We start from the raw sequence: 25453 nt of genomic DNA on the forward strand, positions 1-25453 counted from the left end.
TTAATAATTCCCGAAAATTACCAAGACAATGTTCCCGTAGGATTTTATTCTGTTCATACATGGCTTGAGGAAAAATTACTTTCTGTGCAGATGTGGCAAAATGATTATGCCAAAACAGTGTCATATTTTCACGAATTGAAAATGTGTCCTTACGCATTTCCAACCCCCACCATTTAACCAATGTCCTCATCCTTATACGGTAGGTGGCAAGTAATTCCATCACTTCTTCCTGAGTCAGTGTATCCCAGGCAGGAGGCGATTCTGTCACCCACGTATCCGGTGGCCCGGGAGCAGTTTGCGATGCAAGAAGATCGCCGACAGTTTGAGCCATTGTGCTGGCTTCAGTATTTTCTAATTCGGTAAAGGTGGGAGAAAGAAGTGCGCGCCTCAATAGATGTGAGGAATTTCCAGAATTCCAATCAGGAGTTTGAAGTCTTCCAAGTCTTGTGGGAACATCTAACTTAGGTGATGGAACATATTCGAATTTTGGAAGGTCGAAAGGATAGTCTTTCTCGAGAAGTTCTTTGTAAAGTTTGGCCACTCTTGGTGTGGGCCAATGCGGATCTACTTTTATCGGAACAGAACGTTCTCCTTTGGACTTTCTAGAAAAGAAATCTCTTCGTGTGATACTTTTTGCCATGATTTATATAATTAGCACGTTATCTGACCAAATCTTATTGATATTGTTTAATCTGACGTCTGATTTGAAGCAAAGTTAATTTGTTCAGAAATAAAAGTATTTATCGCTTCCCCTGCTGAAAAAGGAATTTTATGTCCGCCACGAAATGTAATTAATTTAACGCAGTAACCTTGTTCGGAAAGAAAATCATAGGTTTTCTGTCCGGACTCAGGGTGTACAATATCATCTTTTTCTCCATGAAGAATTAATATAGGAGTGGTCCTGCTTGCCTTTGTTGCGTCAGATTTTAACCGAACTTCATCTTTAATGAATCCGGCGATTGGAATAATTCCTCCGATTTGATATTTCACCCTAAGCGCAAATTCCAAAGCGAGGCTTGCGCCCATTGAAAATCCCACTAAATAAATGGAATCGTTAGAAAATCCATCATCTCTGATTTTGCTCATAAGGTTGTTTAAAAGGGAAAATGACTTTTTATATTTCCAGCCCTCTTCATCGCTACCACTGAACCATGTATATCCATTCCCCGAACTGGAAGCATAGGGAGCGCGAGGAATGTACCAGGCTGCATCATTAATCCGCATTGTTTTGGCAACAGGCACCATCGAATCTTCATCCCCGCTCCATCCATGCAGAGCTAGAATCGCTACTTCCGGATTATTGGAAGTTTGATGTGTATTTAGAATCAATTGCTAAAGCGAATATTGATCACAGCAGCAATCTGGTACAATTGTGACTGTTTCTGCATCGAAATCATCATTGGAAAGTTTGTATCGAATGCAAGAATCAAGATTTATTCCCTCCACAGATCCAAGCTGCCCTAAGTCGGATGAAGTAACCTTTTTGTAAAGATATCCTCCAATAATCCCCCCTCCACAATCGTCACAGGAACTTGGTTCGTTACAAGCGGAAAATGTGATGAAGAAAATAGCACCTAAAAGGATAAGCTTATTTTTCAAAATTCGCCCCCGAAAGTAAAGACCATTTCCCGTTGCCAGGTGTTGGACTTGGTTTTAATTGAAATAATTCTCCTGTTGAGGTATCCAGCAAATAATGCCAATGAGTTCTGTCGATTGCAAAACTCTGCATTTGGAATCGCCCTGAGGCGCCATCTTTTGCCAATTCGGTTGACATGTAGCTTTCTACCCTCAGCAAAAGAGATTTAAGCGAATCATCTTTCACGCTGCCCGCTCCACTTAATATGAATAGCCCGCCCACCATTAAAATACCTGTCATAATGCCCATTAAATAATGTTTCATGGTTTCTCCTTTTTAGTTAAGTCTGTTTATGTACGATTTGTCTCAAAATCAGCCATTCGCTTTTTAAAATCGGTTTTATCATCTGCTCGGAGCAATGGACTGATTTTAATATTTTCACCTATAGTGATAGATGGATCAGGACCATAATCGTGTCCCGGATAAATTATGGTTTCTTCAGGTAGGGTGAGCAGTTTTTCATATACGGATTTGTACAGGGCGTCTGTATTGGATCCGGCACTTACTGTTCTTCCTGTCCGTCCTACAAAAAGCGTGTCTCCGGTAAAAATAATATTTTCCACAAGATAGCAAATAGAATCAAGATTATGACCTTCAGTATGGAGTACATCTACGCTTAATTGTCCAACGGTAACAGTGTTTCCATCTTCAACTGGCTTTGGGTAATGAACCTTTAATTGTTTTGATACAGTTGGATGGCAAACAACAACCAGATTTGGATGGTGTTTTATGTAATCATTTAAATACGCGATATGATCATGATGCGAATGCGTAATTAGTATTAAAATCAATCCTGAATTTATGAAGGGCTCAATTTGGTTATATGGAACTGCGGAATCCACTAAACATTGGTTCCGAGTACGCATGCAGGTTAATAGATATGTGAAATTATCATCATATCCTCCCCTGAAAGATCTTACGGAAAAATCAGTTTCTATTTGTGTTCTTACGGGCATAGTTCTTAGGGGGAGTTTATGGGTCTTAATCATGAAATGCACATAATAAGTTTTGTTGGAAACAAAAAGAGTAAGCGAGAAATTCAGGTATCATTATGGAGTGAATTATGAAGGAAATAGGTACATATCTTATCATTGGAGGCATCGCCCTTTTTATATTGGTTTTTTTCGGAAAGATATTTTCATTTATCTTTGAGAATCCTTTGCTTGGTGTAGCTTTTATTGCCATTGCGGTAGGGATTGTATTGTTACTGTTAAGCATTGCCCGAGAAAAAAAGAATGATGAGAAAAAAGAAGATTTTCGAGGAATTAAACAATAGGGATAAAAAAACTTACAATTTAATAAACATAAATAGGAATGATTCCTATTAAGCTATACTTTGTCTGCCTTGTAATATGCGTTACAGCACCCAAAGAGAAACTATTTATCAAATCGTAAAAGATGCCCAATGCCATCCATCGGCAGACTGGGTATTTGATCGTGCAAAAGTGATTATTCCAAATATAAGTTTAGCAACGGTTTACCGAAATCTCGGACTATTGAAAAGCCGTGGAAATATTCGATCTTTTACTATAAAGGGTATCGTACGGTACGACGGCAATATTAAAGCACATTCCCATTTTATGTGTCGTGAATGTGACTTAATGATAGATATGCTACCGGGTAATCTGAAAAGTGTAATACAAAAAGGATTACCAAAATATTTTAAAGCAGAGTCGGTTGATCTTAAAATATCGGGACTTTGTAAAACCTGTCAAAACAAACAGAATACAAAAGAGGTAATAACATGTTAGTAACAAAAACAGCTCCGGATTTTAAAGCAACTGCGATAATGCCGGATAATTCATTTCAGGATATCAGCCTTGCTGATTATGAAGGTAAAAAGGTTGTCCTGTTTTTCTATCCTTTGGATTTTACGTTCGTATGTCCAACAGAAATAATCGCGTTCGATCATCGTTTAGCTGAATTTGAAAAGCGTGGTGTTCAAGTGCTTGGCTGTTCCATCGATTCTCATTTCAGCCATTGGGCATGGAAAAATACGGATGTAAATAAAGGTGGTATCGGGAATGTTCAGTATCCGATCATTGCGGATTTAGATAAATCCATTGCCCGAGCGTATGATGTGCTTATAGATGCCGAACCTGCGACTGTTCTAACGGATGAAGAAGAATATGATTCTTCGGTTGGCGGCAATATCGCACTTCGTGGATCATTCTTGATCGACGAAAAAGGGGTGGTGCGACATGCAGTAATTAATGATCTTCCATTGGGCAGAAACATTGATGAAATGCTTCGCATGGTTGATGCACTTGATTTCCATACGGAACACGGAGAAGTATGTCCGGCCGGATGGACTGAGGGAGAAGATGGAATGAAAGATACAGCTGAGGGTGTTGCCGGTTACCTAACCGAAAACGCTGACGAACTGTAAATTAAAAATCGAATAAAAAACCCCTGCTGAATTCTCAGCGGGGCTTTTTTATTTTTAAGAAGTCGAGTAAATTTGAGTCAATCAATTGTTATGAAAATCGTTACAACAGAAACAATCGCCTGACTGCTCGTGTAAGGAACAGCCGTGAAACTCAAAATATCTATTTAGTACGTATCTGAAAAAAGCAATATATCCGCCACGCCCAATTGCCCGTCGCGGTTGAGGTCGCCCGAATTCAGGTAGTGATCGGTCGTTTCAGTAAATCCCATAATCGCAAAAACCAAGATGGATAAATCACTTAAATCCGCATCGCCGTCACCGTCTAAATCACCGCTCGGGAAAGCAGATCCGGAATCTTGGGAATACTGTAAAAAGAAATTGAGTATTTCAGCGCTTGCTGAAATATCTTGATTTATTGTGCCGACGCCGCCAAGCCCGCCAGCGGATGGCCAACTATGCCCACCGCCATCTACTTCAAAAAGGATAACGTCCGCATCTTCATCACAATCCGAATAGGTGTATTTATCCACCGTCGAATTATCCGTTTGATCCATGTCGGGCAAATCCTCAAATGTTGGAGTGTCGCCGCAATTATTATTCGCGACCCAATATTGGACGGATTGATCGGTTGACATCCAATACGACGTTCCCAAGTATGGAACAGTCGGATCATTGGTCCCGTGAATTTCCATGAGCGGAACCGGACGAGAAGGATCGCAGGAAGCATAAATAGAACTCGCCATGGTTCCCGTTACGGAAGCAATGGCAGTGATGCGGTCGGAAAGTTCACAGCCAAGTCTGTAGCTCATAAAACCGCCGTTCGACATTCCACAGCTAAACACCCGATTGGTATCAATTGCGTACCATGCAAACATAGAGTCAATCATAACGCTGAAAAAATTGACATCATCCACATCGGGCGTTGGAGAAAGCCAATAATCGTCAATACCGCTGTTCCAGGCTGTTGAGATTGCATCGGGATACACGATGATCACATCTAAATCCAGATCCGCCGCCACCGTATGCATAACGGAATAGGATCGTTGCTGGGAAGCACTCCCGAAATAACCGTGGTTATTAAATATAAGAGGAAGACTGTTTTCAACGGAGTCCGGCAAATCCACTAAGAAATTCCGTGCATATCCTTCAAGTTGAAACGTGTGGGAAACCTGACTCTGTCCGGAGTTGACCGAAATAATCAGAAACATTAGAAAAATTCGAATGTGTTTGATGACTGTCATCATTGATTAATATACCGTATCAATTGATTCGAATCAACGAAGACTCGCTTTCGGCAAATGGGAATTGCCTGCGTGTATCCTTCATAGGCCTCTGCTTCAACTTCGGTATAATTTTTCCCGAGCAGCAAACTCAAATTATGGTAATCTGCTTTGTGAAAATCCGGCTTGAATGTTAACGGACCTCCGCAATCCTTATTGTATGCGAGTGTTTCATTGTAATGATCATCGCAGACAGGATCGCAATACCAATGCCGCCGATAGTTCACTTCGATAATATGGCAGTCCGTCGGCGTGAAAATCAGATTTGTTAATCCGGCGCCGTGCATGGCGACTAGAACGCTCGCGCCTGAACAGATTTTTTCCTGTTCCTGCGGATTGAGTTCGGAAAAATTGGCCACTTTAAGCGGAAGTGTAAATTCATCCTTCCGGGTCGTGAGGATTTTTTCAATTGGATCGCAGGTGGCATGGTCGAGCAAAAACCGATCATCTTTGTTCCGCTGTACAAACAAAATATAGCGGTCGTCTTCCGGCGGCGATTTCAATTTTTCTATAAATCTGATTAGAGATTTTTTCGGATGGAATTGGATAAATTCGTGAATTTCAAATTGATACGCGCCTTCCTTCAGTTCTATTGGATTTTGAATTGAATCCAATTCGGATTCCTCAATGTAGTGAACAGAATCAAAGAGTTTTGAGAGGAGGAAATGACGCCATTTTTGTACGGGTGAGTCAGTATCAATATTATCCGCCACGATGGAAAGGCGGTTTCCCGGCCGAATTTTCATTCCATAGACTTCTAATACATCAGCGAAAAATATATGGAATAAATTTTGGTCCTCGTATCGTGTGAAATAATTCAAATAAATATCCTTCGGATAATGAATCTACTTCAGCAGGATCATTTTCTGCACCTGCCGCCGATCACCTGAAATCAATTCTGCGAAATACACACCGCTGGAGTATTCAGATGCATTCCATTGGATCTCATGTTGTCCCCTTTCGATTTTACCGTCCACCAATATTTCAACCACACGGCCAGTAATGTCGTAAATATGTAATCGTAGGGGCAATTCATGAATTGCCCCTACGGGCACGGAAAACCTGATCGTGGTAATTGGATTGAATGGGTTTGGGTAAGGAGGATGGAGTGCGAATTTATAGGGAATTATGTCATCATCTATCGCGACAGTGGCAGTATAAGGTGATTCAAAGGCACCCATGTCCGGGGCATTGCCGCCATAGAACGCAGGATTTATATTAACAATTGTATCGCCCATCCACATATCACCGGAAAGCATGAGGGTATCTAAATTGATAATCACCAATGCGCTTCCCGCATCTATACATGGAGATTCTTCCTGTAAATGGAAGTCAGTGCTATCCATAAAAATCGGATCAATGGTGATGTTTCCTTCGCCGCCAATACCGCCATTTAAATTGGAATAATGGGGAAAAACAGATCCGTATACATCATCGGGAGAATTATTCCAAAGGATTGAATTTGCAAGAACAGCATAATGGGTAAATCCATAAACGCTCATGCCTCCGCCGGAACCACCTGCTGAATTATTGGCAAAGGTGACACTTTTAAATAATACGGATACATAATCGTCATATGCATAAAAACCACCACCATTGCCAGTGGCATGGTTCCCGGAAAAAACAACATTTTCAACGGTGACATGTGCTTCTCCCATCCAGGCTCCGCCAATTCCCTCCACCACAATTCCACCGCCTCTACTTGCCTGATTATTAGAAATAACCAGATTTGACAGTAAGATATCCCCGGTCATTTCAATTTCGATGCCACCGCCTTTTCCAGTGGTATTTCCATTGGTAATTGTAAACCCGCTGATCTCGGATGGAGGAGATGCATCATCATCTACTTCAATGACTCTATTGGTTTGACTCCCATCAATGATGGTGGAATCGGGACCTGATCCAATCAATTTTAATCCTTCGGTATCGGGCCATTGTATATTTTCAATATAAGTCCCAGCCGCAACCAAAACCGTATCACCATTATTTGCTGAATCAATGCCGGTCTGTATTGAAGCAAATGGATTTTCTGCAGAGCCATCGCCGGTGGAATCGGAACCGGTAGTATCCACATGCCAGACCGGTCCGGCATGCGTTGTATTTGTACTTAGCAGCAGCGGCCGATACGTTTCCAGCGCCCAGTCTATTCGATCCTTTTGCCCCTGCGTAAAATGGTCTTGGCAATAGTCATCTATATAATCCATATGGTTTCCCATATCATCATAACTGCCGCAGGAATAATTACTTGTTGGGCATCCGAAATTGGCTTCGGACTGATACGGCGTATCATCCACTTCATCGCCGGGTGAAGTACAGCCGTTCTCAAAGGTATGGTAGAGTCCAAAATAATGACCGACTTCGTGCACGCCGGTATATCCTTCTGAGAAATTACCCGCACTTCCGGGATATGTATAATTTCCGCAAAACAGTCCATGGCTGGAATCGTTTTCCGCAAACGACCACGGATATACACCCAGCCCTGAGGTTAGCGTTGCGCCTGTCCAGAAAAAATTGACCGAAGAAGGAACATCTATCGTCATCACGTTCGCCATAGCGAGATATTGATCATCGTTATCCCATTGATCCGTGTCAAACTTGTGGCTGTCGGTGGCGTAATACCATCCGGAATTTATTGCGCTGTCAATGCTGGCAGTATAAAATGAATACCCGAAAGAATTGTAAACAGTATTCAAAACTGCAGTTTGGGCTTCTATAATTTCATCCGAAACCAATCCATTCACGAAATTTCCGGAGGGTGCTGTAAATGTGAGGAAAGTATAGGTTGACCATGTACCCATATTTACGGAAGCGAGCACAGTTCCGTCACTAGTTGTTACTGTAGCAGAAACACCGCCGGTTCCGAATTCATCATATAGGAAAAGCGCGTAATTCCCCTGCGGCAAAATTCCGCCTAACGAATACGAGTGGCCGGGGAAATCAAACCCGAATCCGGGATAGAGTAAAAAGGTATTATTGTCATAATCCCGAATATCCCAGGAACAGTGTTCGCTTTGTTGGTTATCTACCGTCACATTCATGTAGATACTGTCACCCTCTAGATATATTACATGGTAATTAATTGGAATGTTTACCGTGCGATCTGTATGATTACGGGGGACGGATTGAAATGCATCAGGTGCTTGAGAATGATAGGACGATGATTCCAACCCGCATGATTTTTGTGTGGATACTTTGCGCGAACCAAAGCCATTTTGGTCTTCATATTTTCGTAAACTTTTTCTATCAGGCTGATATGCTGAAACACTATTTACCAACATGAAGAAGACCCCATATATTGTTAAAGATTTTCTCATGGCTTACACCTATTCTTTTTCAATTTCTTGAATAAACCAATTCTATTTTAGAAAGATTAATTTTTGGGACTGCGCTTGATTCCCTGAAATAAGGTGCATGAAATATACACCACTCGGAATTGCAGATGCATTCCATTGAATTTCATGTTGACCTGGTTCTATCGGACCATCCAGCAACACATCCACCACGCGACCGTTTATATCAAATATTGTTAATGTAGGGTGACGCATTATTGCGCCCCCTACACCAATATTAAACCGAATCGTGGTGGTTGGATTAAACGGATTGGGATAATTCGGGAAGAGAGTAAAATTCCCGGGGGAAATTTTATGATCAGGTTGAATAGAAACCAGTGTTGAATTGATGAGAACAAACCCAACCTCAAATCCAGCTGTGGTAAAATCGTTGGAAGTATAAGTTGTATCGTTTCCATCCACATCCGTTAACTGAATGAAAGATATATACCAGTTGCCGAGGGTACTCGTATCAGACATAACAATGTCAAAAGCCACCGTATCTAGAGAATCACCTTGAGTAAATGCAACGGTGAACAAAACTTCATCAATATTATTGGAATGAAGCAATTTTCCAGTTCCCGAATTGAGTCCGCTGCCAGCATCGCTTGCGATAAGAGTGATCGAAACAGAATCAGGTCCGTTTATTAAATCAAGTGTATCTTGAGCAATGGTGATGTTTACCAATGTAGGAGGCGTTGAATCTGTTATTTGAGCGGGTTGTGCCAATGCTCCTTCTTCAATCCAGACCCTCATCGTCTCAAGTTCATTTGCATTGGTTGTAAAATAAGATTGGTTGTTACGGGGCATTCTGTTTCCACCGCAGCTGTAACTGGTTGTACATTTCAAGTACAGGTGTGATGTATTTGGATCGCCGGGTTCAATATAGTTTAAATTATTACAACTGCTTGCAACGCCCACTATATTGCTATACACAGTGGTTGCGTCGCTTCCTATCGTGAGCCCTCCGGAACTTCCGCCCGATCCGTGGCAATATCCGCTCAGGCATCCTGCAGAAGAAAAAATTGGATATACTTCTGTTGTATAATCCACATTAGACTGTGCAGTGCACAATACAAGTGAGAAGAGTAATGCTGATAGCGTTTTTTTCATTGTACTGATCCTTTTAGGTATTCCTATTGTACCCCGGACAGGATTCGAACCTGTGACCCTCTGCTTAGAAGGCAGATGCTCTATCCAACTGAGCTACCGGGGCAATTAAATTTTCAAAGACAGACCCCCGAAAGCGAAGTAATTTCCACTCAGTTTTTATGCAGGGTCCCATCGACGATAATTTAACTACCGGTTTGTATTTAAAATTACATAAAACAGTTGTTGAAAATAAGCTCAAAAAAGACCGATTATTTGTCGTCGAGAGATCGTCGAGAAAAAACTTGCTTTATTACCCGTCGGTGGTGTAATCTTACCGTCGAGACGTCTTATAACATAGTAGTTTACATAATAGCTAATTAACCAAAAGGAGGTTATCCATGGCTGAAGTTGTTGCACGTACCGGAGTTTCCAAAGACAAAGGATATCTATACTATCTTGGCAAAGACGGAAACGTCTGGAGATCTAAGATGGCCCGCGCAGGTAAAGGCGGTGGCAATGCAGAAAAAGTAGCAGATGCTGGCGTTACACGGGAATCAGGGTTCCTTTATTTCATCGATAAAGGTGGAAATGTGTCTCGTGCCCTTATGGCAAGAGGCCGTAAATAAGGTACCACGATACATAATAAAAAAAAGGCTCCGGTGACGGAGCCTTTTTTTTTATTTGAAGATCAGGTTTAAATTCGGCTAGGAACACACCATGAAACCGAATATGCAATGCATCCAATCTTTCAAAATCTTTTTTCTGGGAATTTTGTTATTGTCTTCCGCTAGATCAATTCCTCGATATGCTCTGATGAACGGGGAAAGTTGTAACCTTTGTCACATCAATCCATCCGGAAGTGGCTTACGCTCTGAATATGGCATTTCATTGGTTTCCGGAGAAGAACTCCCTTTCAAACCTGAAAAAGTCAGTTATACCGGCATGATTTCTGAACACCTTCAGTTGGGTGGAGATGTGCGGTTCCAGAGGATAGTTGCTCAACTCGATACAACCGGAGTTCAAACAGCGGGATTCCCAATGCAGGCAGATATTTATGGTTCAGTAAAACCCACGAAGAAAATAGATATTCTTTGGAAGATTGACCTTCTCAATTATAATCACCACGTGTGGACACAATTGAGAATATTGCCGAACGGAGGAATGTTTCGTATTGGGAAAACCATGCCCTCTTACGGTTTGCGGATCCCAGATCATACGGCATTTATTAGAGGTGGGAATATGAGTCTTACTCACGAAGGATTAGTTAAAGAAGGTCTGCCATTTAATTCGAGATTAATTGCCCCATTTACTTTCGAAACTGCTATTTATTTGGGGAACAGTTATATAACCGTCGGAATTTCAAATGCATTTTTATCTTCTACAAACTGGGGAATGACGTTTGTCAGAAATCTCAGGGACCATGCCTTATTTGCCAGGATGGAATATATTGGTACCTTTCGATCCCTAAAATTCATCGGTGGAAGTTCGGTTATCCACGAGAATGATTTAAATATCCGCGGGGTATTTGGTGGTCTATCTTTAGGATCTGTTCAATGGTTAGTCGAAACAGATTGGGCGAGGAATTGGGCAGGAGAAAATGTCTCGTTGGCAACATATCATAATATGAACTACGAATTAACCCAAGGTCTTGATGTCGGATTTACATTTGAAACCTTTGACGTGGATGTGGATTCCTCCGGTCAATCCATTCAAAGGATGTCCTTCGGTTTTGATTTTATCCCATTCCCGTTTATACAGATTAAAGCACATATGAGGATGAATGAAACTATCAACCCGAATACCAAAGCAGAACCGGAGTATTTACTTCAACTTCACACATGGTTTTAGGAGAATATCTATGAAAAATATATTATTACTTATTATTGGTTCGTTTTTGATTGCACAGGATGTACCAAAGTCAGAATTGGAAAATGTGATAGTTCTTCCATTCACCAAAAAGCGTGAAATATTTAAGTACATGAAAACGGTAGTTGCCCCGGGACTTGGGGTTAAATGTAATTTTTGTCACGATCCGAACGACTATGCAAGCGATTCGAAAAAAGAAAAAATGATTGCTAGGGATATGATGCTAATGGTGCAGGGGGTCAATAAAAATACGATGAAAAAAATCGGTCATGATGATATATCATGTTGGATTTGTCATAGAGGAAACACCGAGCCAGAGCATTATAAATGAATCGGTTTTTGAAAATTTCACCTGCTTTTTTAATCGTGATGTTTTTTTCAGGTTGCGCCTTATTCATTCCGAATCATTTTGCGGAAAATGAAATCACATTTGAAAATCCAAACTCACCCGCAAAGCCCCTTCCACGCGGATGGAGTGTGGGTGAAAATCTTATGGCCGAATGGGGTTCAGGTGTCAATGAAATTCTGGGAAACTTACCCGACACAACATTGGAGGTGGAATATTGGAAAGATGAAATAGATATTGAAACCGGGAAACGGTTGCCGATCTTGAAAGCAAGAGTCAGATTTGATTATAAAACACGATTAAATACACAACGCGTGGAGCTACGGTTTGTGAATGTGGATTATATTTACGATATGGATAAAATTTCATCCGAACATTATCAACTGGAAAGTGTCACTAAAACGATAGAACTCACTACAACCGGATATCCGAAAATATTGGTTGATGATGTTCTAAGGAAAAAAGTCCTAATGGTGTACGGAACTCCTCAATCGTTTAATGGGTTGTCCCATGCTTACACCGATGAGAACACAATGATGAAGGTTCGTGTGTTAGATAACAGTCATTTAATGATTACGTTGAACGGATACCAAATATCAAATGCGCTACAGGATGCGCTTTATAAGGTGTATTCTGAAGATGGAATTGACCTTAAAAAGGAACAGATTCTGCAAGAGTTTGAACTCTAAAGAAACTCTATTTTCAAATCATATCCTGGCAATGAACATGTACAAAATTATATTGATAATTGGTCTGATATTATCCGGTTTGTGTGCAATTAATCCAGAGGTTTCCGGAATTGATATAACGGGATTAAAAGTGACTAAAGAATTCATCATTAGACGGGAAATTCAGCACCCCGTGGATGGTTTGTTGGATAGTTTGCTCGCATTGGATGACAGGAACCGAATAGACAATTTGGGCATTTTCGCCTCTGTAGAATGGAAAGCCCATGAACAAGCAGATGGGTCTGTAAGAATTGAATATAATGTAACTGAATCCTGGCCGAGAATTGTACCAACTCCCTATCCGAATTATGATGAAAAGCTTGGCTGGTCTTACGGAATGTTACTGGTTGTCAGAAATTTTCAGGGAAGGAATCAAAATCTTATATTAATTGGGCAAGTCGGCGGAAGGGCATTGTACGGATTCAATTTTAGCGATCCGTGGATTACCGGAGATCATGTATCAATGTCTATCAATGCAGGGAATATTTACTATGCGCATTCTTATCTGGATTATGACATTTCCGCATCGTCTATTCAAATCAATCTTGGGAGGTATTTTGGCTATAAACATAGAATTTCTGGAGGGTTTGAAGTTGAAAAGAAATCATTTCTGGGGATTGCCGATACATTGAACCTTTTTTATTTCGCACCGGAATTTAATTATTCCTATGACACGCGCGATATTTACCTTTCGCCAACCAAAGGATTCCGGATGAATCAACGCTTACGAACTATGGTTGATTTTGGGCATGGCGGAAATCGGGCATTTTGGACACAATCATTCAGCTATTATCATTCCATTTTTGGTGGTTCAAAAAATATGGTGGTTGCACTAAATGCTGCCAGCAGGGTTTCAATCGGGGATAAGAAAAATGTATATCAAGTGTACATTGGAACAAGTTCAACCGTTCGTGGCTGGCGACCTGCTACTAGAACAATGTTCAATTCAGGTGATCAATATTATCGGTTTGGTCATCATTGGATTACCTCCAGCCTTGAATTAAGACAAACTGTCATCCCCAAAACGATTACAAGATGGAAGACAGAATTTGGTTTAGCCGTTGTTGGTTTTCTTGACATTGGCTTTGCTTCAGATGCTATTTCATCCTTGGTGGGTCAACCACCGATGCTAGGTACTGGGATTGGCATCCGAATAAATTGGCCATGGGTTGGAATGTTTAGATTGGATTATGGTTTGGGCTACCGCGACGGAGAATACATAGAAAATTATTTGAATTTTTCTACAGGACAGAAGTTTTGATTATTTTTTTTTCTGCTTATTAATCTTTTTGTTATTTAGTCGGTTTTCATTCCCAGACCTAATACGGGATATGTTGCTTCGATGTGTAAATATAATGAACCAAGGTAATAGAAGACTGAAAACCAACAACGAAAGAGGGATCGCTTGATCTTGGGTAATAGCTGGAATCACCAATAAAAATATCGGAACAGAAACAGATGCAAGAATGGATCCCAAAGATACCATTCCTGTTATCATCACTGTCATTGCAAAGACTCCGATACAAATGGGTAAAACCATCGGATAGATAGCCAACAGCACGCCTCCTAAGGTAGCGATTCCTTTGCCGCCTTTAAATCTGCCAATCATAGGATATGTATGTCCCAAAACGGCAGCAAACCCGCACATAATTTGAATGAGCCCCGGCTCAGTTACAGCATGCGCTTGAAACAAATATTCGGCGAAATAAAATGCGGGAAGCCATCCTTTAAAGCCATCTATCAATAAGACAATAAGTGCCGGTTTCCATCCAAAAACTCGCAAGGTATTTGTGGCGCCGGGATTCCCGCTTCCAAGTTCTCGTATTTCTTTTCCAGACTTTTTCCCAATTAATACGGCAGTTGGGAAGGACCCTGTTATATAGCTGATTAAAAGTAGAAGAAATAGATGAATCGAAGGATTATAAATCATTCAGATCTTCGTCCGGAGGTGGAGATGGCAACGGATTGTTTTTCGGAGCAAGCACACCACCAGATATAATAGATTTTAGACCATCCTCAACGGTCATATCAGATTCAATCGTATCTTTTTTTGGAAGAATAATATATACACCGGAAGTTGGGTTTGGAGTAGTTGGTACAAATAAATGGTAAAACTCGGATCCGTCTTCAGCTTTAGAATCGTTTGTCACAAAAGCCAAAGTCCATAATCCTTTACGGGGATATTGAATAAAAATGACTTCGCGAAATGATTTTACACTTGCACCGGAAAAAGCACCTGTTATTTGTTTTATGGTTGAATAAATCGGTTTAATAAGCGGAATTGAGGTTACTATTTTTTCGCCCCAAGAAAACAGCCTTTTCCCCACTACATTTGTTACGATTAGTCCAAGGATGTAAATCAAAATCAAAGTGAGTAAAAGCCCTAACCCTGGGATATTGACCTCAATAGATTTTAAAAGTGGCGCAGTAATTCCGTCTAAAAAATTGAACAGAAATCGCAGAATAGAAATGGTGAGCACTAGAGGTACCACGGACAATAACCCTGCAAAAATGGTTCGTTTCATGTGCTGCCACATACCGGAATTTAGATTGCCAACATTCTAAAAAGCATCCTCTAGTCTCAATAAAAATTCTTTCCGATCCAATCTGCCGCCATAACCGCCTAAGCCACCATTCCCGGCAATAACTCTGTGGCAGGGAATGACGACTGGTATAGGATTGTGTGCATTTGCGTTTCCAACGGCTCTTGCTGCATTCGGACTGCCGGTTTGTTTGGCGATTTCTCCATAGCTTGCTGTTTTTCCGTAAGGAATATTGTTGACTTCTTTCAACGTAACTAAATGGTAGGGTGGTAACCCGGATAGATCCAGCGGAAGATCAAATGAAGTTCTTTTACTGGTAAAATATTCTGTAAGCTGATGTGCGGCATTCATCGCGATGGATCGTGCTTTTTTACTCCCCTCACCGGATTGTTTGATAGGTTTATCCATGAAAATTATTCGGCGAATACCTTTTGCATTGGCTTCTATAATAAGGGTACCAATCGGGGTTGAAATAGATTCAGTAGCATTCATTCTTATTGGACAGATTTTTTACCATTTAGGTTTACCATCACGGCCCCGATTACGATGAACGCACCACCTATTAATGCGAAAAATGTAAGATGTTCCCCAAGGAAAACCCATCCAAGCACCGTAGCAATCATCGGAGGGAAAAATGCGATATACGCAATTTGATTCATGGATAAGTGTTCAAAGAGCCAAATGTAAACAAGCCATGTAAAGACTGTTCCGAAAATGATAAGATAAACAAGCGCTGCTATATTTATTGTGCTCCAAACCATTATTTCTTCCGGTTCCATAAACTTTGAAATCGATAATAGAATAATTCCTGCAATAGTTAGTCCAACCGAATTCAACTGAAGCACGGATACAAGACCAACATTTTGCTTTAACCGGATATTTGGAAGTGTGGCAGAAAGAACAGCCAAAAATAAAGCAGCAGCGCCAATGGGTAAATTCCCGGAGCCAAGTTCATCGAGTCGCCCAACAATTAAAACTGCTCCCATTGTTCCAATCAGAATCCCGATCCATTTAAAGGATGTTAGTTTTTCATTAGGTAGCATGAAGTTAGCAAAAAATGCCATAACCAAAGGGAAGGCTGCCCAGATTAAAGATGCCACGGAAGAATATACAAATTGAGCACCCCAATAATTGAGGGCATAACTAAAGGTAAAATTTAGGATACTAAATTGAAGGATGAGTTTCCATTGAGCTTTCTCTTTTGGTATTGGTTCCTTTTTGATCCATAGTAAAACAAAAACGATAATACCTGCGATCAAGAATCTAATTCCTGCTCCGTAGATTGGTGGAGTGCCTTCGGCAAGGCTGATTTTCAAGACAGCCCAAGTTGTACCCCAAACAAGGCAAAGAATAGCGTATAATATGAAGATTTTGGGTTTCATCTTTAGGCTAGATTAGTAGATGAACTCCCAAAAAATGGGGAATTGATTATTTAGGTGCAGATGAGGAATGCAGCCGCACCACAATTGGACTGGCGACAAAAATAGAAGAATAAGTTCCCACGATAACGCCAATAATCATTGCGAAAGCAAAAGAGTGAATAACCTCTCCTCCATAAAACCACAAAACAAATACAACCATAAAAGTAGTCAAAGATGTGATGAGCGTCCGACCGAGAGACTCATTAATACTGCGATTTACCACAGTATCATAATCTTCGCGTTTACTGGCTTTTACATTTTCCCGGATTCTATCAAAAATAACAATCGTATCATTTAGAGAATATCCAACGATGGTTAAGAATGCCGCAATAATTGACAGTGAAATTTCATAATCCAAGATAGAAAAAATACCGATGGTAATTAAAACATCATGAGCAAGCGCTGCGATCGCTCCCAATGCAAAGGAAAATTCAAAGCGGATGGATATGTAGATGAGAATGAGCACAAGCGCAGAAAGAATGGCGCCAACAGCTTTTCCGCTTAATTCTGTTCCAATCTTTGGTCCAACTTTTTCAATGGATAACAGAAATGCTTGTGAATCTTCGGGCACCTGCTCCGGGAATGCGGAATAAAGATAATCCACAATAGCTTGCGAGAAATTTTCAGGTTCATTATCAAAATGAGAAATTCGAATAGATACTTCCTTCTGTGATCCGAAATGTTTGATTTCTTCATTGCTAAAATTAAAGGATTGGCCCTCGATTGAAACCGTTCCCATCGCACCTCGGATAGCATTGATATCCATATTTTCGGTATAACGAACGGCTACATGAGTTCCACCTTTGAAATCGATACTCAGTCTGGGACCGTTTTGAAGACCAAGAGAAATAATTCCCGCAAGAATGAGTACAATTGATAAACTTGAAGCCATTCGGCTTTTTCCCATGAAATCAAGAGCAGAATCCTGAACAATTCTCATTTTTCCTTGTCCGCTTTTAGAAGCGAAAGATTTAAAAATAGTTCTAGTTAAAAAAATTGCAGTAAACATGGAAATGACAATTCCCCAAAAAAGAACAGTTGCAAATCCACGAATCGGTCCTGTTCCAAATTGATACAGTACAAGTGCTGCAATAACCGTGGTGATATTAGCATCTATAATGGTTGTAAGCGCTCGACTATATCCGGCGTCAATTGCGGCACGATTAGTTTTTCCTTTACGTAACTCTTCGCGAATCCGTTCAAAAATAATTACATTGGCATCAATTGACATTCCAACGGTCAGGATGAGCGCTGCAATGCCGGGAAGGGTCAAAGTTGCTCCCAAAGCAGCAAGAATTGCTAAAATTAGAATGAGATTCCATACGAGAGCAAAATTTGCAATGAGACCTGACATTTTGTAGTACACCAACATAAAAATCAGCACGAGCGCAAGTCCAATTAACACTGAATTGGTTCCTTGCCGGACGGAATCGGCACCTAGAGATGGCCCAACAACACGTTCTTCAATAATGTTTACCGGTACCGGGAGTGCGCCGGCGCGAAGCACAATGGCAATATCTTTGGCTTCGTTCATATTTGCAAATCCTTCAATCCGCGTTCCGCCACCGGAAATTTTCTCTTGGATTGTTGGTGCCATGTGTACTTTTTTATCAAGCACAATAGCAACGCGCCGACCAACGTTCGATCCGGTAACCATTGCCCATTTTTTGGAACCGTCTGTATTCATATCAAGAATAACAATGGATTGACCCGACACCGTAGATGATTGTTGTCCAATAGTTGCATTCGCTTCTTCGACAACCCCTCCGGTAATTTCAGGATTACTTTCGAGGAGATAAAGTCTGTAAAATGTTTCGGGTGATCCTTCTTGCACTTGTGCACTAAGAGCTTCGTCTCCAAAAAGAAAGACACCGTTAACATTACGAAGGCGTTCTCTCACCTCTTCCATTTCGAGAATTTTCTTTATAGCATATACATTTTTTTCAGGAACCCCGACATCATTCCCAAGATTTCGCAGCAAAGATGAGAATGGGCGATCTTCGAATAACTGCCCATCTACGGTAACAGAATCACCTGCATTTACTTCTGTTTCTTCTTCACCGAATAGTTCGCTAACCGAAACTGCTTTGTCTTCACTGTCCGGCAATTTTTCGTCGGTCTTTTCAGTTTTCTCAGTCGATTCCTTTTCTGCTTCAATGTCTTGGTTATCAGCATTAGCAAAATCTTCATTCCCAAGAAGGACTTTATCTATTTGAAGCAAGACATCATTTACAACAACCGGGTCTTTTACAATAAAGAATTCCAGCAGCGCGGTACTTTGGAGTAGCGAACGAGCTCGTTGAGAATCTTGAATTCCGGCGAGCTCAACAATAATTCTACGATTGCCTTGTTTTTGAATCGTCGGTTCGGACACACCAAATTGGTCTACGCGATTCCGGATAATTTCCAAAACACGGTTTACAGCATCGTCGGCCTGGTTCCTGAGTGCAGCCATAATTTCATCATCATTCGCTCCCAGTTCATGATAATATCTTAAAAGTCGAAGTCCGTTTTTACTTGCTATTTGTTCGAAATGAGTGAAAAAATCCAGTTCGGTTTGATCTGCTAAATCTATCTTAACAACTTCAAGTACCTTATTAAATCGTTGGTCTTTGCTTAACGCAAGATTATCCAATAGGGTAGGAAGATCTACTTCAAGGACAATGTAAATCCCGCCTTTTAAATCGAGCCCTTGTTTCAGTGAGCCCTTTTCAATATCGGCGAGTTCCCCTTTTACTCTTAGAGAATCTTTCTCATCCATAGAAAGGGATTGATACTGATAGGTTGGTATTAAGGCATACACCGCCCAAGCGAGTACGAGGGCGATAACGATGTATCGTGGTGTTAAGTTTTTTCGCATTTAATTATTTTTTTAATTTAGGTTACAGAAAAGCCTACGAATATAGCGCACCTATAAAAGAGGTGTCAAATTCTATTTCAAATAATAGTCAGGACTTAATTTACTCAACAACCTTCAACTTTCGCCCAACTTTAATAAAAGCCGCCACCGCTTTGTCGAGGTGTTTCTTTTCCATTGCGGCGGAAATTTGTATGCGAATCCGTGCTTCACCTTTTGGAACTACGGGAAAGAAAAACCCGATTACATAAATGCCTTCTTCTAAAAGCGTAGCCGCCATTTTTTGAGAAAGGACTGCATCGTAAAGCATAACCGGTACGATAGGATGTGTTCCCGGTTTAATATCGAAACCGGCATCGGACATTTTTTCTCTGAAGTAAAGCGTATTTTCTTCCAGTTTGTCTCGCAATTTTGTTGTTGATGAAAGCATTTCAAATACCTTTATACTGGCAGCAACAATTGCCGGTGCGACAGTGTTTGAAAATAAATATGGTCGCGAGCGCTGACGAAGTAAATCAATAATTTCCTGGCGACCGGTAGTAAATCCGCCAGAAGCGCCGCCCAGTGCTTTCCCAAGCGTGGATGTAAAAATATCAATTTTATTCATAACATCGCGATGCTCTGCAGATCCGCGACCTGTTTTTCCGATAAATCCTGTTGCGTGCGAATCATCTACCATGACCATAGCATTATACTTTTCAGCGAGTGCCGTAATTTCATCTAACTTGGCGATAAAGCCATCCATTGAAAAAACGCCGTCTGTGGCAATCATTTTAATGCGTGATCCGTCAGCTTCTTTGAGTTTGGATTCCAAATCTTCCATATCGCTGTTGGCATACCGAAACCGTTGGGCTTTGCAAAGCCGTATTCCATCAATGATCGAGGCATGGTTTAACGCGTCAGAAATAACTGCATCTTCCGGCCCGAGAAGCGTTTCGAATAATCCGCCGTTTGCATCAAAGCATGAGGTATAAAGAATCGTATCATCAGTTCTGAAAAATTCAGAAATCTTTCGTTCGAGATCTTTATGAATTTCCTGAGTTCCGCAAATGAAACGAACGGACGACATTCCAAATCCGTATTTTTCTAGCGCTACCGCGGCGGAAGCTTTTACGTCCGGGTGATCGGAAAGTCCGAGATAATTGTTAGCGCAAAAATTGAGAACTTTTTTTCCTTCTATTGTTTGTATAGACACGCCCTGTGGCGTGGTGATTGTGCGCTCGGTTTTAAATAATCCCTCATGTTCGATTTGTCTGAGGATATCGGTGTAAATCTGTTTTGAATTACCCATATGTGATTTAGCCACGAAGTTCGCTAAGAATCGCTAAGTAAGTTTGTATATTTAGAATTTGAAAATACGGTTTTACCTTCGTGAAATTTGGTGCACTTAGCGGCAAAAGTTTTACCATTCCAGGATGACCTTTCCGCAATCGCCATCTTCAATTGTTTTGAATGCGTCTTCAAAATCTACTGCCGGAAATCTATGTGTAATAACTGGTGAAACATCCAATCCCCCGCGAAGTAATTGCGCCATTTTATACCATGTTTCAAACATTTCACGGCCGTAGATCCCTTTAATAATCAAGCCTTTGAAAATAATATCATCCCAGTTGACGGTTGTATCTTCCGGGAAAATTCCCAACACTGCAATTTTGCCGCCATGGTACATCGTGCGGATCATATCTTGTAAAGCGTTCTGATTCCCGGACATTTCCAGGCCGACGTCAAATCCATTGGCAATTTTCAAATCAGGGAAAGAATCTTCGATAGTCTCATTCTTTACATTAATGACTTTATCTGCGCCCATTGATTTTGCCAGATTCAAGCGAGTTTCATTTACATCCGTAACGACTACATTTCGTGCACCAATTTTTTTGCAGATTGCGGCTGCCATGCAACCAATCGGTCCGGCACCTGTAATGAGTACATCTTCCGCAACCATCGTAAATGACAGAGCACAGTGCACAGCATTTCCAAGTGGATCAAAAATGGAAGCGATTTCCGGTTCAATATCTTTATGAACCGGCCAAACATTTCCTTCCGGCATAACCATGAATTCCGCAAAGGCACCGGCTCTGTGGATTCCAATCCCAATTGTTTTATGACAAAGATGGCGCTGTCCGGCAAGGCAATTTCGGCAGGTACCACAGGTGATGTGTCCTTCACCGGAAACAATATCACCTTTTTTGTAATGGGTAACGCCCGGACCAAAATCAGCTACTTCACCGACGAATTCATGCCCTATAATTAAGGGCGGACTGATGGCGTTTTGAGCCCAATTGTCCCATTGATAAATATGTAAATCTGTTCCACAGATCGCTGTCTTATGGATCTTAATCAGAACGTCATTGGTTCCAAGCTCTGGCTCGGGAACATCGGTAAGTTCCAATCCCGGGCCGGTATTTTGTTTTACAATAGCTTTCATGATAGCGGAAAATAACAGTTTGGAATACGGACAACAAAATATATTTGTTTCCGCACCTCACCTTGTTTCCGCAGGGACACTCACCTAAATTCACCGGATCATTTATAGGAAGAAACGATATAAAGATCCAATATGGGACAAATCATAGCATTCACAAATCAAAAAGGAGGTGTGGGCAAAACCACCTCTGCCGTAAATCTTGCGGTTAGCCTTGCCGTGTCGGAAGTTAAAACTCTTCTCATTGATATGGATCCGCAAGCGAATGCAACTACCGGACTTTCCGAAATGACTACTCCGTCGGCATATACCATTTACGATGCGCTGATTCGCGGGCAGAATATTGAAGATGCAATATCAGAAACACAGTTAGAAAATTTCCATGTGGTAAGCTCTACTCATGATTTAGTGGGAGCGGAGGTAGAACTTGTAAGTGTCATCGCTAGGGAATATCAGCTGGAAAAAATCTTGAAAAAAATTCGCAAAGCATACGATTTTATTTTGATCGATTGTCCGCCTTCACTTGGGTTGCTCACCATTAATACACTGACGGCGGCAGATTCGCTGATTATTCCCATTCAATGCGAATATTATGCGCTTGAAGGGCTTGGGCAATTATTGAATACAGTGCGGTTGGTGCAACAGCATCTTAATACCGACCTTGAAATTGAAGGCGTTCTTTTAACCATGTATGATAAACGGTTAAATTTGAGCAAACAGGTAGCAGATGAAGTCCGAGAATATTTTGGAGATAAATTGTTCAAGACAACGATTCATCGTAACGTCCGTCTTGGTGAAGCGCCGAGTTTTGGAAAACCAGCTTTGCTTTATGATGCAAATTCGGTCGGCGCTCAAGATTACATTCAACTTGCAGAGGAGATGTTAGAACGTGGCAACTAAACGACTGGGACGCGGTCTCGAAGCACTCATTCGTCCAAAGGAAGATGCCCAACTTGCAGCGCCGGGTACCAATCGGATTCCGATCAAAGATATCGCGCTTAATCCCCATCAGCCCAGAAAAACATTTGATGCCGACAGCCTTGAAGAACTCACCGCATCCATAAAAGAAAAGGGAGTGATTACTCCGGTAACGGTTCGAGAAGATGATGGCAAATGGATTCTTGTTGCAGGCGAACGCAGATTAAGGGCTTCTAAAAAAGCAGGATTACAAACGATTCCCGCCTACGTGATCGAAGTGACATCAGAAGCAGAAATGATGGAAGTTGCCCTCATCGAAAACATTCAGCGCGAAAATTTGAATTCCATTGAAGAAGCAGAAGCCTACGCCGTTCTCCAAAGTCAATTTGGGCTTTCTCAGGAAAACATTGCAAAGGCGGTTGGAAAAAAACGAGTTACAATAACAAACTCACTTCGCTTATTGAAGTTGCCCACCGAAATCCGAAAAAGCCTGCAAGCCGGAGACATTTCTGCAGGACACGGACGTGCTATTTTATCTAAAAAAACTCCTGCAGAAATGGGTAGTCTTTGGAAACGAATTATCAAAGAAGAATTAAGCGTTCGAGCTGCCGAAACACTTTCCAAAGATAAGGCGCCACCAAAAAAATCGAAAAAATCAAAGCAAAATATCGAACCTTCTGTGAAGCAATTGGAGGATGAACTCGTTACCATTTTAGGCACCAAAGTAAAACTGAAACATAAAGGGAATCAGGGCGGAACCATTGTAGTGGATTATTATTCGAATAGCGACTTAGAAAGAATTCTGGACCTGTTTCGTTCTATAGATTAGGCTCGGCTCGTGAAGCCTTCTAAATATACATTTATGGTAATTCCCGATGGCGAAGGGAAACAAAGAACGACAACTTTTTCCAGTGGGATAACTAAAGTCATCTTCTGGACTTTGTTAATGGGCACTGTTGGGTCTGCCATTGCATTGATTTATTCTATTCCACGTGCTCGAGATTACCAAAACCTGTCCGAGCGTTACGAAAAAATACTTGGAGAGCGGGAAGCAATCCTAACCCTTGCGAAAGATTTAGACAAAATTCGCCAAATGGAAAATGTTGTTCGCCAAGGGCTTGGTTTAGAAGTCAATTCAGTTTTGGGGGATTCTGTTACCATGGAAGATATAGTATGGATCAAAATGGAATCTCCTCATATGCCAAAGGTCTTACCGATCAAAGGACTGGTTACCCAAGGATTATATATAGACTCAAGAAAAAAGGAAAAAAATCATTACGGCATTGATATAGCCGTAAAAAAAGGTGAACCTATTTTAGCGGTTGCTGCCGGTCGGGTGGTGTTTTCCGGTTGGTCCGATGAGTTTGGAAATCTTATTATTTTGTATCATGGAGATGGATATTTGACTTTTTACGGTCATAACAGTGCAAATTTGGTTCTGGCAAGCACACGTGTGAAACAGGGAGAAATCATTGCTCATTCGGGTAACACAGGTCTATCTTCCGGTCCACATTTACATTTTGAGGTATGGAAAGACCAAGAACCGGTGAACCCGATTTTGTTTTTTCCTGAATACGGGGAAGAATCCCTAAGCGGAGATAAAGATGGCTAAAGATAAAATGAAAAATATAGATACCATGATTGGTGCCGATGCTACGGTGGAAGGTACATTGCGTCTGCAGGGCGGGATCGTGATATATGGAAAAGTAAACGGAAATATCGAAACAGATGGTCCCTGCCGCATTGCAAAAGGGGGAAGCGTTGTTGGCGAAATTCGTGCAAGTGAGGCTCACATCGGAGGAAGAGTGGAAGGTAATGTGATTGCAGAAGGTCGTGCTGTCTTGGGTAACGGCGCAGAATTAATTGGTGATTTGGTTTATTCTAGTCTTGTCATTGAAGAAGGCGCCCAATTTGAAGGCCGTTGTGGAATTCTGCGCGAAAATGACTCTGTTCAGCCAACCCAAGAAGAAACTGCTCCGGAATTTCCTTCAGCAGAACACGAAGAATGACCGAAAAACCCTCGCGTAATTTTTCTCGGGGACTCTCCGCATTTCAAAAATATGTTTCTGAATCAGGCCCGGCAGCCGGTGCATCTTACACGTTATTGGGGTCGGTATTATTCTTCATGCTTTTAGGTTATTTTATTGATTCTAAATATGACTCCGAACCAGCTGGTGTATTAATTGGATTAAGCATTGGGTTAATCGCAGGTTTTTACCATCTTGCTAAAACCATTTGGGGTGATAAATCTTGAAACTGTTTTATTATGGAGTAATAGCTTCTATTGGTGTGGCAGGTTTGGCTGGCTGGCTGTTCCCCGAATTCCGAAGCGAAATTATTTTTGGTTGGCTAGGTCCTACGATTGGAGGTGTAGGATCAACTTTTATGTTAAATCGAGCAGCAAAAATTGACGCACGTGCCATCACGAAATCACTTCAAATTGGGTTTATGGTAAAACTGGCTTATTTCGGAGTGTATATTTTATTGGTATTCCAACTTTATGCTTTTGAACCGTTTCCTTTCGTGTGTAGTTTTGCTGGCTTTTTCATAACGATTTATGGTCTTGAAGCAGTCATTATAAAAAACCTAACTAAGTAGGTTAGGTCATTAATAAAACCCAATTAGA

Annotated in this window: 30 protein-coding genes and 1 tRNA gene; 14 read left to right on the forward strand and 17 right to left on the reverse strand. The window is 41.2% G+C overall.

Annotated elements, in window-relative coordinates; genetic code table 11:
* The 5 genes from HOD97_04100 to HOD97_04120 all read right to left on the reverse strand — a co-directional run.
* On the reverse strand, positions 1-640 hold a 640-nt coding region (locus HOD97_04100), incomplete at its 3' end, for a DUF1800 family protein (GenBank protein ID MBT4280786.1).
* 47 nt (positions 641-687) lie between these two features.
* Positions 688-1329, reverse strand: coding sequence for a prolyl oligopeptidase family serine peptidase (locus tag HOD97_04105; GenBank protein ID MBT4280787.1), 642 nt, complete (start codon positions 1327-1329; stop codon positions 688-690).
* 3 nt (positions 1330-1332) lie between these two features.
* Positions 1333-1599, reverse strand: coding sequence for a hypothetical protein (locus HOD97_04110; protein ID MBT4280788.1), 267 nt, complete (start codon positions 1597-1599; stop codon positions 1333-1335).
* Entirely contained in the window at positions 1589-1900 is a 312-nt protein-coding gene (locus tag HOD97_04115; protein MBT4280789.1) for a hypothetical protein, read from the reverse strand. The genes HOD97_04110 and HOD97_04115 overlap by 11 nt, the downstream gene beginning before the upstream one ends.
* Positions 1901-1926: 26 nt before the next feature.
* The gene (locus tag HOD97_04120; GenBank protein ID MBT4280790.1) at positions 1927-2592 is read right to left on the reverse strand and encodes an MBL fold metallo-hydrolase; all 666 of its coding nucleotides are present in this window, start codon (positions 2590-2592) and stop codon (positions 1927-1929) included.
* A 107-nt stretch (positions 2593-2699) separates the two neighbouring features.
* Between HOD97_04120 and HOD97_04125 the strand changes: the two genes are divergently transcribed.
* The 3 genes from HOD97_04125 (at position 2700) to HOD97_04135 (ending at position 4025) form a co-directional block, all read left to right on the forward strand.
* Positions 2700-2912: a hypothetical protein gene (locus HOD97_04125; GenBank protein ID MBT4280791.1), complete on the forward strand. Its 213-nt coding sequence runs from the start codon at positions 2700-2702 to the stop codon at positions 2910-2912.
* A gap of 76 nt (positions 2913-2988) precedes the next feature.
* Complete coding sequence (locus HOD97_04130) at positions 2989-3387, forward strand: transcriptional repressor (GenBank protein ID MBT4280792.1); 399 nt, start codon at positions 2989-2991, stop codon at positions 3385-3387.
* Complete coding sequence (locus HOD97_04135; GenBank protein ID MBT4280793.1) at positions 3381-4025, forward strand: peroxiredoxin; 645 nt, start codon at positions 3381-3383, stop codon at positions 4023-4025. The genes HOD97_04130 and HOD97_04135 overlap by 7 nt, the downstream gene beginning before the upstream one ends.
* Positions 4026-4189: 164 nt before the next feature.
* Here HOD97_04135 and HOD97_04140 read toward each other — a convergent pair whose 3' ends face one another.
* From HOD97_04140 to HOD97_04160, 5 genes are all read right to left on the reverse strand, one after another.
* Positions 4190-5269, reverse strand: coding sequence for a hypothetical protein (locus HOD97_04140; protein MBT4280794.1), 1080 nt, complete (start codon positions 5267-5269; stop codon positions 4190-4192).
* The gene (locus tag HOD97_04145; protein ID MBT4280795.1) at positions 5266-6126 is read right to left on the reverse strand and encodes a glycosyltransferase family 61 protein; all 861 of its coding nucleotides are present in this window, start codon (positions 6124-6126) and stop codon (positions 5266-5268) included. The genes HOD97_04140 and HOD97_04145 overlap by 4 nt, the downstream gene beginning before the upstream one ends.
* A 24-nt stretch (positions 6127-6150) precedes the next feature.
* Complete coding sequence (locus HOD97_04150) at positions 6151-8619, reverse strand: T9SS type A sorting domain-containing protein (GenBank protein MBT4280796.1); 2469 nt, start codon at positions 8617-8619, stop codon at positions 6151-6153.
* A gap of 42 nt (positions 8620-8661) precedes the next feature.
* The gene (locus HOD97_04155) at positions 8662-9747 is read right to left on the reverse strand and encodes a T9SS type A sorting domain-containing protein (protein MBT4280797.1); all 1086 of its coding nucleotides are present in this window, start codon (positions 9745-9747) and stop codon (positions 8662-8664) included.
* A 29-nt stretch (positions 9748-9776) separates the two neighbouring features.
* Positions 9777-9850, reverse strand: a tRNA-Arg gene (locus HOD97_04160).
* A 274-nt stretch (positions 9851-10124) separates the two neighbouring features.
* On the opposite strand from HOD97_04160, the gene HOD97_04165 reads away from it, so the two are divergent.
* The 5 genes from HOD97_04165 to HOD97_04185 all read left to right on the forward strand — a co-directional run bounded on the left by HOD97_04165 (position 10125) and on the right by HOD97_04185 (position 13927).
* Complete coding sequence (locus HOD97_04165; protein MBT4280798.1) at positions 10125-10352, forward strand: hypothetical protein; 228 nt, start codon at positions 10125-10127, stop codon at positions 10350-10352.
* Positions 10353-10443: 91 nt separating this feature from the next.
* A complete protein-coding gene (locus HOD97_04170; GenBank protein MBT4280799.1) occupies positions 10444-11574 on the forward strand; it encodes a hypothetical protein in 1131 nt (376 codons plus the stop codon).
* A 10-nt stretch (positions 11575-11584) separates the two neighbouring features.
* Entirely contained in the window at positions 11585-11923 is a 339-nt protein-coding gene (locus tag HOD97_04175) for a c-type cytochrome (GenBank protein ID MBT4280800.1), read from the forward strand.
* Positions 11920-12627, forward strand: coding sequence for a hypothetical protein (locus HOD97_04180; GenBank protein ID MBT4280801.1), 708 nt, complete (start codon positions 11920-11922; stop codon positions 12625-12627). Before HOD97_04175 ends, HOD97_04180 begins: the two co-directional genes overlap by 4 nt.
* Positions 12628-12664: 37 nt before the next feature.
* Positions 12665-13927: a BamA/TamA family outer membrane protein gene (locus HOD97_04185; protein MBT4280802.1), complete on the forward strand. Its 1263-nt coding sequence runs from the start codon at positions 12665-12667 to the stop codon at positions 13925-13927.
* Here the strand turns inward: HOD97_04185 and plsY are convergent, their stop codons facing one another.
* The 7 genes from plsY to tdh all read right to left on the reverse strand — a co-directional run bounded on the left by plsY (position 13928) and on the right by tdh (position 21912).
* Complete coding sequence (gene plsY, locus HOD97_04190) at positions 13928-14596, reverse strand: glycerol-3-phosphate 1-O-acyltransferase PlsY (protein ID MBT4280803.1); 669 nt, start codon at positions 14594-14596, stop codon at positions 13928-13930.
* The gene (locus HOD97_04195) at positions 14586-15191 is read right to left on the reverse strand and encodes a DUF502 domain-containing protein (GenBank protein ID MBT4280804.1); all 606 of its coding nucleotides are present in this window, start codon (positions 15189-15191) and stop codon (positions 14586-14588) included. The genes plsY and HOD97_04195 overlap by 11 nt, the downstream gene beginning before the upstream one ends.
* Positions 15192-15227: 36 nt before the next feature.
* Positions 15228-15701: a methylated-DNA--[protein]-cysteine S-methyltransferase gene (locus HOD97_04200; protein MBT4280805.1), complete on the reverse strand. Its 474-nt coding sequence runs from the start codon at positions 15699-15701 to the stop codon at positions 15228-15230.
* Positions 15702-15703: 2 nt separating this feature from the next.
* Positions 15704-16591: an EamA family transporter gene (locus HOD97_04205; GenBank protein MBT4280806.1), complete on the reverse strand. Its 888-nt coding sequence runs from the start codon at positions 16589-16591 to the stop codon at positions 15704-15706.
* Between the two features lie 46 nt (positions 16592-16637).
* Positions 16638-19490, reverse strand: coding sequence for a protein translocase subunit SecD (gene secD / locus HOD97_04210; protein ID MBT4280807.1), 2853 nt, complete (start codon positions 19488-19490; stop codon positions 16638-16640).
* A gap of 100 nt (positions 19491-19590) precedes the next feature.
* On the reverse strand, positions 19591-20778 hold the full coding sequence (kbl, locus tag HOD97_04215) for a glycine C-acetyltransferase (protein MBT4280808.1): 1188 nt from the start codon (positions 20776-20778) through the stop codon (positions 19591-19593).
* Between the two features lie 111 nt (positions 20779-20889).
* Positions 20890-21912, reverse strand: a complete 1023-nt coding sequence (gene tdh / locus HOD97_04220) for an L-threonine 3-dehydrogenase (GenBank protein MBT4280809.1) — start codon at positions 21910-21912, stop codon at positions 20890-20892.
* A gap of 132 nt (positions 21913-22044) precedes the next feature.
* On the opposite strand from tdh, the gene HOD97_04225 reads away from it, so the two are divergent.
* From HOD97_04225 to HOD97_04250, 6 genes are read left to right on the forward strand one after another with little or no spacing between them, the layout of a single operon-like run.
* Positions 22045-22809 (forward strand): ParA family protein, encoded by a 765-nt coding sequence (locus HOD97_04225; GenBank protein ID MBT4280810.1) that lies wholly within the window; start codon positions 22045-22047, stop codon positions 22807-22809.
* Positions 22799-23656 (forward strand): ParB/RepB/Spo0J family partition protein, encoded by an 858-nt coding sequence (locus tag HOD97_04230; protein MBT4280811.1) that lies wholly within the window; start codon positions 22799-22801, stop codon positions 23654-23656. Before HOD97_04225 ends, HOD97_04230 begins: the two co-directional genes overlap by 11 nt.
* A 9-nt stretch (positions 23657-23665) precedes the next feature.
* Positions 23666-24439, forward strand: coding sequence for a M23 family metallopeptidase (locus HOD97_04235; GenBank protein ID MBT4280812.1), 774 nt, complete (start codon positions 23666-23668; stop codon positions 24437-24439).
* On the forward strand, positions 24432-24836 hold the full coding sequence (locus HOD97_04240) for a polymer-forming cytoskeletal protein (protein MBT4280813.1): 405 nt from the start codon (positions 24432-24434) through the stop codon (positions 24834-24836). The genes HOD97_04235 and HOD97_04240 overlap by 8 nt, the downstream gene beginning before the upstream one ends.
* Positions 24833-25081, forward strand: a complete 249-nt coding sequence (locus tag HOD97_04245; GenBank protein ID MBT4280814.1) for an AtpZ/AtpI family protein — start codon at positions 24833-24835, stop codon at positions 25079-25081. The genes HOD97_04240 and HOD97_04245 overlap by 4 nt, the downstream gene beginning before the upstream one ends.
* Entirely contained in the window at positions 25078-25425 is a 348-nt protein-coding gene (locus HOD97_04250) for a hypothetical protein (GenBank protein ID MBT4280815.1), read from the forward strand. The genes HOD97_04245 and HOD97_04250 overlap by 4 nt, the downstream gene beginning before the upstream one ends.
* The last annotated feature ends 28 nt before the right edge of the window (positions 25426-25453 follow it).

Source organism: Candidatus Neomarinimicrobiota bacterium (assembly GCA_018651745.1).
In the GTDB taxonomy this organism is placed as follows: domain Bacteria; phylum Fidelibacterota; class Marinisomatia; order Marinisomatales; family TCS55; genus JAAZYX01.

Bases quoted from the DNA above. Each gene is read 5' to 3' on its own strand.
- HOD97_04115 (MBT4280789.1), bottom strand. From the start codon at position 1,900: ATGAAACATTATTTAATGGGCATTATGACAGGTATTTTAATGGTGGGC.
- HOD97_04120 (MBT4280790.1), bottom strand. From the start codon at position 2,592: ATGCCCGTAAGAACACAAATAGAAACTGATTTTTCCGTAAGATCTTTC.
- HOD97_04125 (MBT4280791.1), top strand. From the start codon at position 2,700: ATGAAGGAAATAGGTACATATCTTATCATTGGAGGCATCGCCCTTTTT.
- HOD97_04130 (MBT4280792.1), top strand. From the start codon at position 2,989: ATGCGTTACAGCACCCAAAGAGAAACTATTTATCAAATCGTAAAAGAT.
- HOD97_04135 (MBT4280793.1), top strand. From the start codon at position 3,381: ATGTTAGTAACAAAAACAGCTCCGGATTTTAAAGCAACTGCGATAATG.
- HOD97_04140 (MBT4280794.1), bottom strand. From the start codon at position 5,269: ATGATGACAGTCATCAAACACATTCGAATTTTTCTAATGTTTCTGATT.
- HOD97_04150 (MBT4280796.1), bottom strand. From the start codon at position 8,619: ATGAGAAAATCTTTAACAATATATGGGGTCTTCTTCATGTTGGTAAAT.
- HOD97_04155 (MBT4280797.1), bottom strand. From the start codon at position 9,747: ATGAAAAAAACGCTATCAGCATTACTCTTCTCACTTGTATTGTGCACT.
- HOD97_04165 (MBT4280798.1), top strand. From the start codon at position 10,125: ATGGCTGAAGTTGTTGCACGTACCGGAGTTTCCAAAGACAAAGGATAT.
- HOD97_04170 (MBT4280799.1), top strand. From the start codon at position 10,444: ATGAAACCGAATATGCAATGCATCCAATCTTTCAAAATCTTTTTTCTG.
- HOD97_04175 (MBT4280800.1), top strand. From the start codon at position 11,585: ATGAAAAATATATTATTACTTATTATTGGTTCGTTTTTGATTGCACAG.
- HOD97_04180 (MBT4280801.1), top strand. From the start codon at position 11,920: ATGAATCGGTTTTTGAAAATTTCACCTGCTTTTTTAATCGTGATGTTT.
- HOD97_04185 (MBT4280802.1), top strand. From the start codon at position 12,665: ATGTACAAAATTATATTGATAATTGGTCTGATATTATCCGGTTTGTGT.
- plsY (MBT4280803.1), bottom strand. From the start codon at position 14,596: ATGATTTATAATCCTTCGATTCATCTATTTCTTCTACTTTTAATCAGC.
- HOD97_04195 (MBT4280804.1), bottom strand. From the start codon at position 15,191: ATGAAACGAACCATTTTTGCAGGGTTATTGTCCGTGGTACCTCTAGTG.
- HOD97_04200 (MBT4280805.1), bottom strand. From the start codon at position 15,701: ATGAATGCTACTGAATCTATTTCAACCCCGATTGGTACCCTTATTATA.
- HOD97_04205 (MBT4280806.1), bottom strand. From the start codon at position 16,591: ATGAAACCCAAAATCTTCATATTATACGCTATTCTTTGCCTTGTTTGG.
- secD (MBT4280807.1), bottom strand. From the start codon at position 19,490: ATGCGAAAAAACTTAACACCACGATACATCGTTATCGCCCTCGTACTC.
- kbl (MBT4280808.1), bottom strand. From the start codon at position 20,778: ATGGGTAATTCAAAACAGATTTACACCGATATCCTCAGACAAATCGAA.
- tdh (MBT4280809.1), bottom strand. From the start codon at position 21,912: ATGAAAGCTATTGTAAAACAAAATACCGGCCCGGGATTGGAACTTACC.
- HOD97_04225 (MBT4280810.1), top strand. From the start codon at position 22,045: ATGGGACAAATCATAGCATTCACAAATCAAAAAGGAGGTGTGGGCAAA.
- HOD97_04240 (MBT4280813.1), top strand. From the start codon at position 24,432: ATGGCTAAAGATAAAATGAAAAATATAGATACCATGATTGGTGCCGAT.
- HOD97_04245 (MBT4280814.1), top strand. From the start codon at position 24,833: ATGACCGAAAAACCCTCGCGTAATTTTTCTCGGGGACTCTCCGCATTT.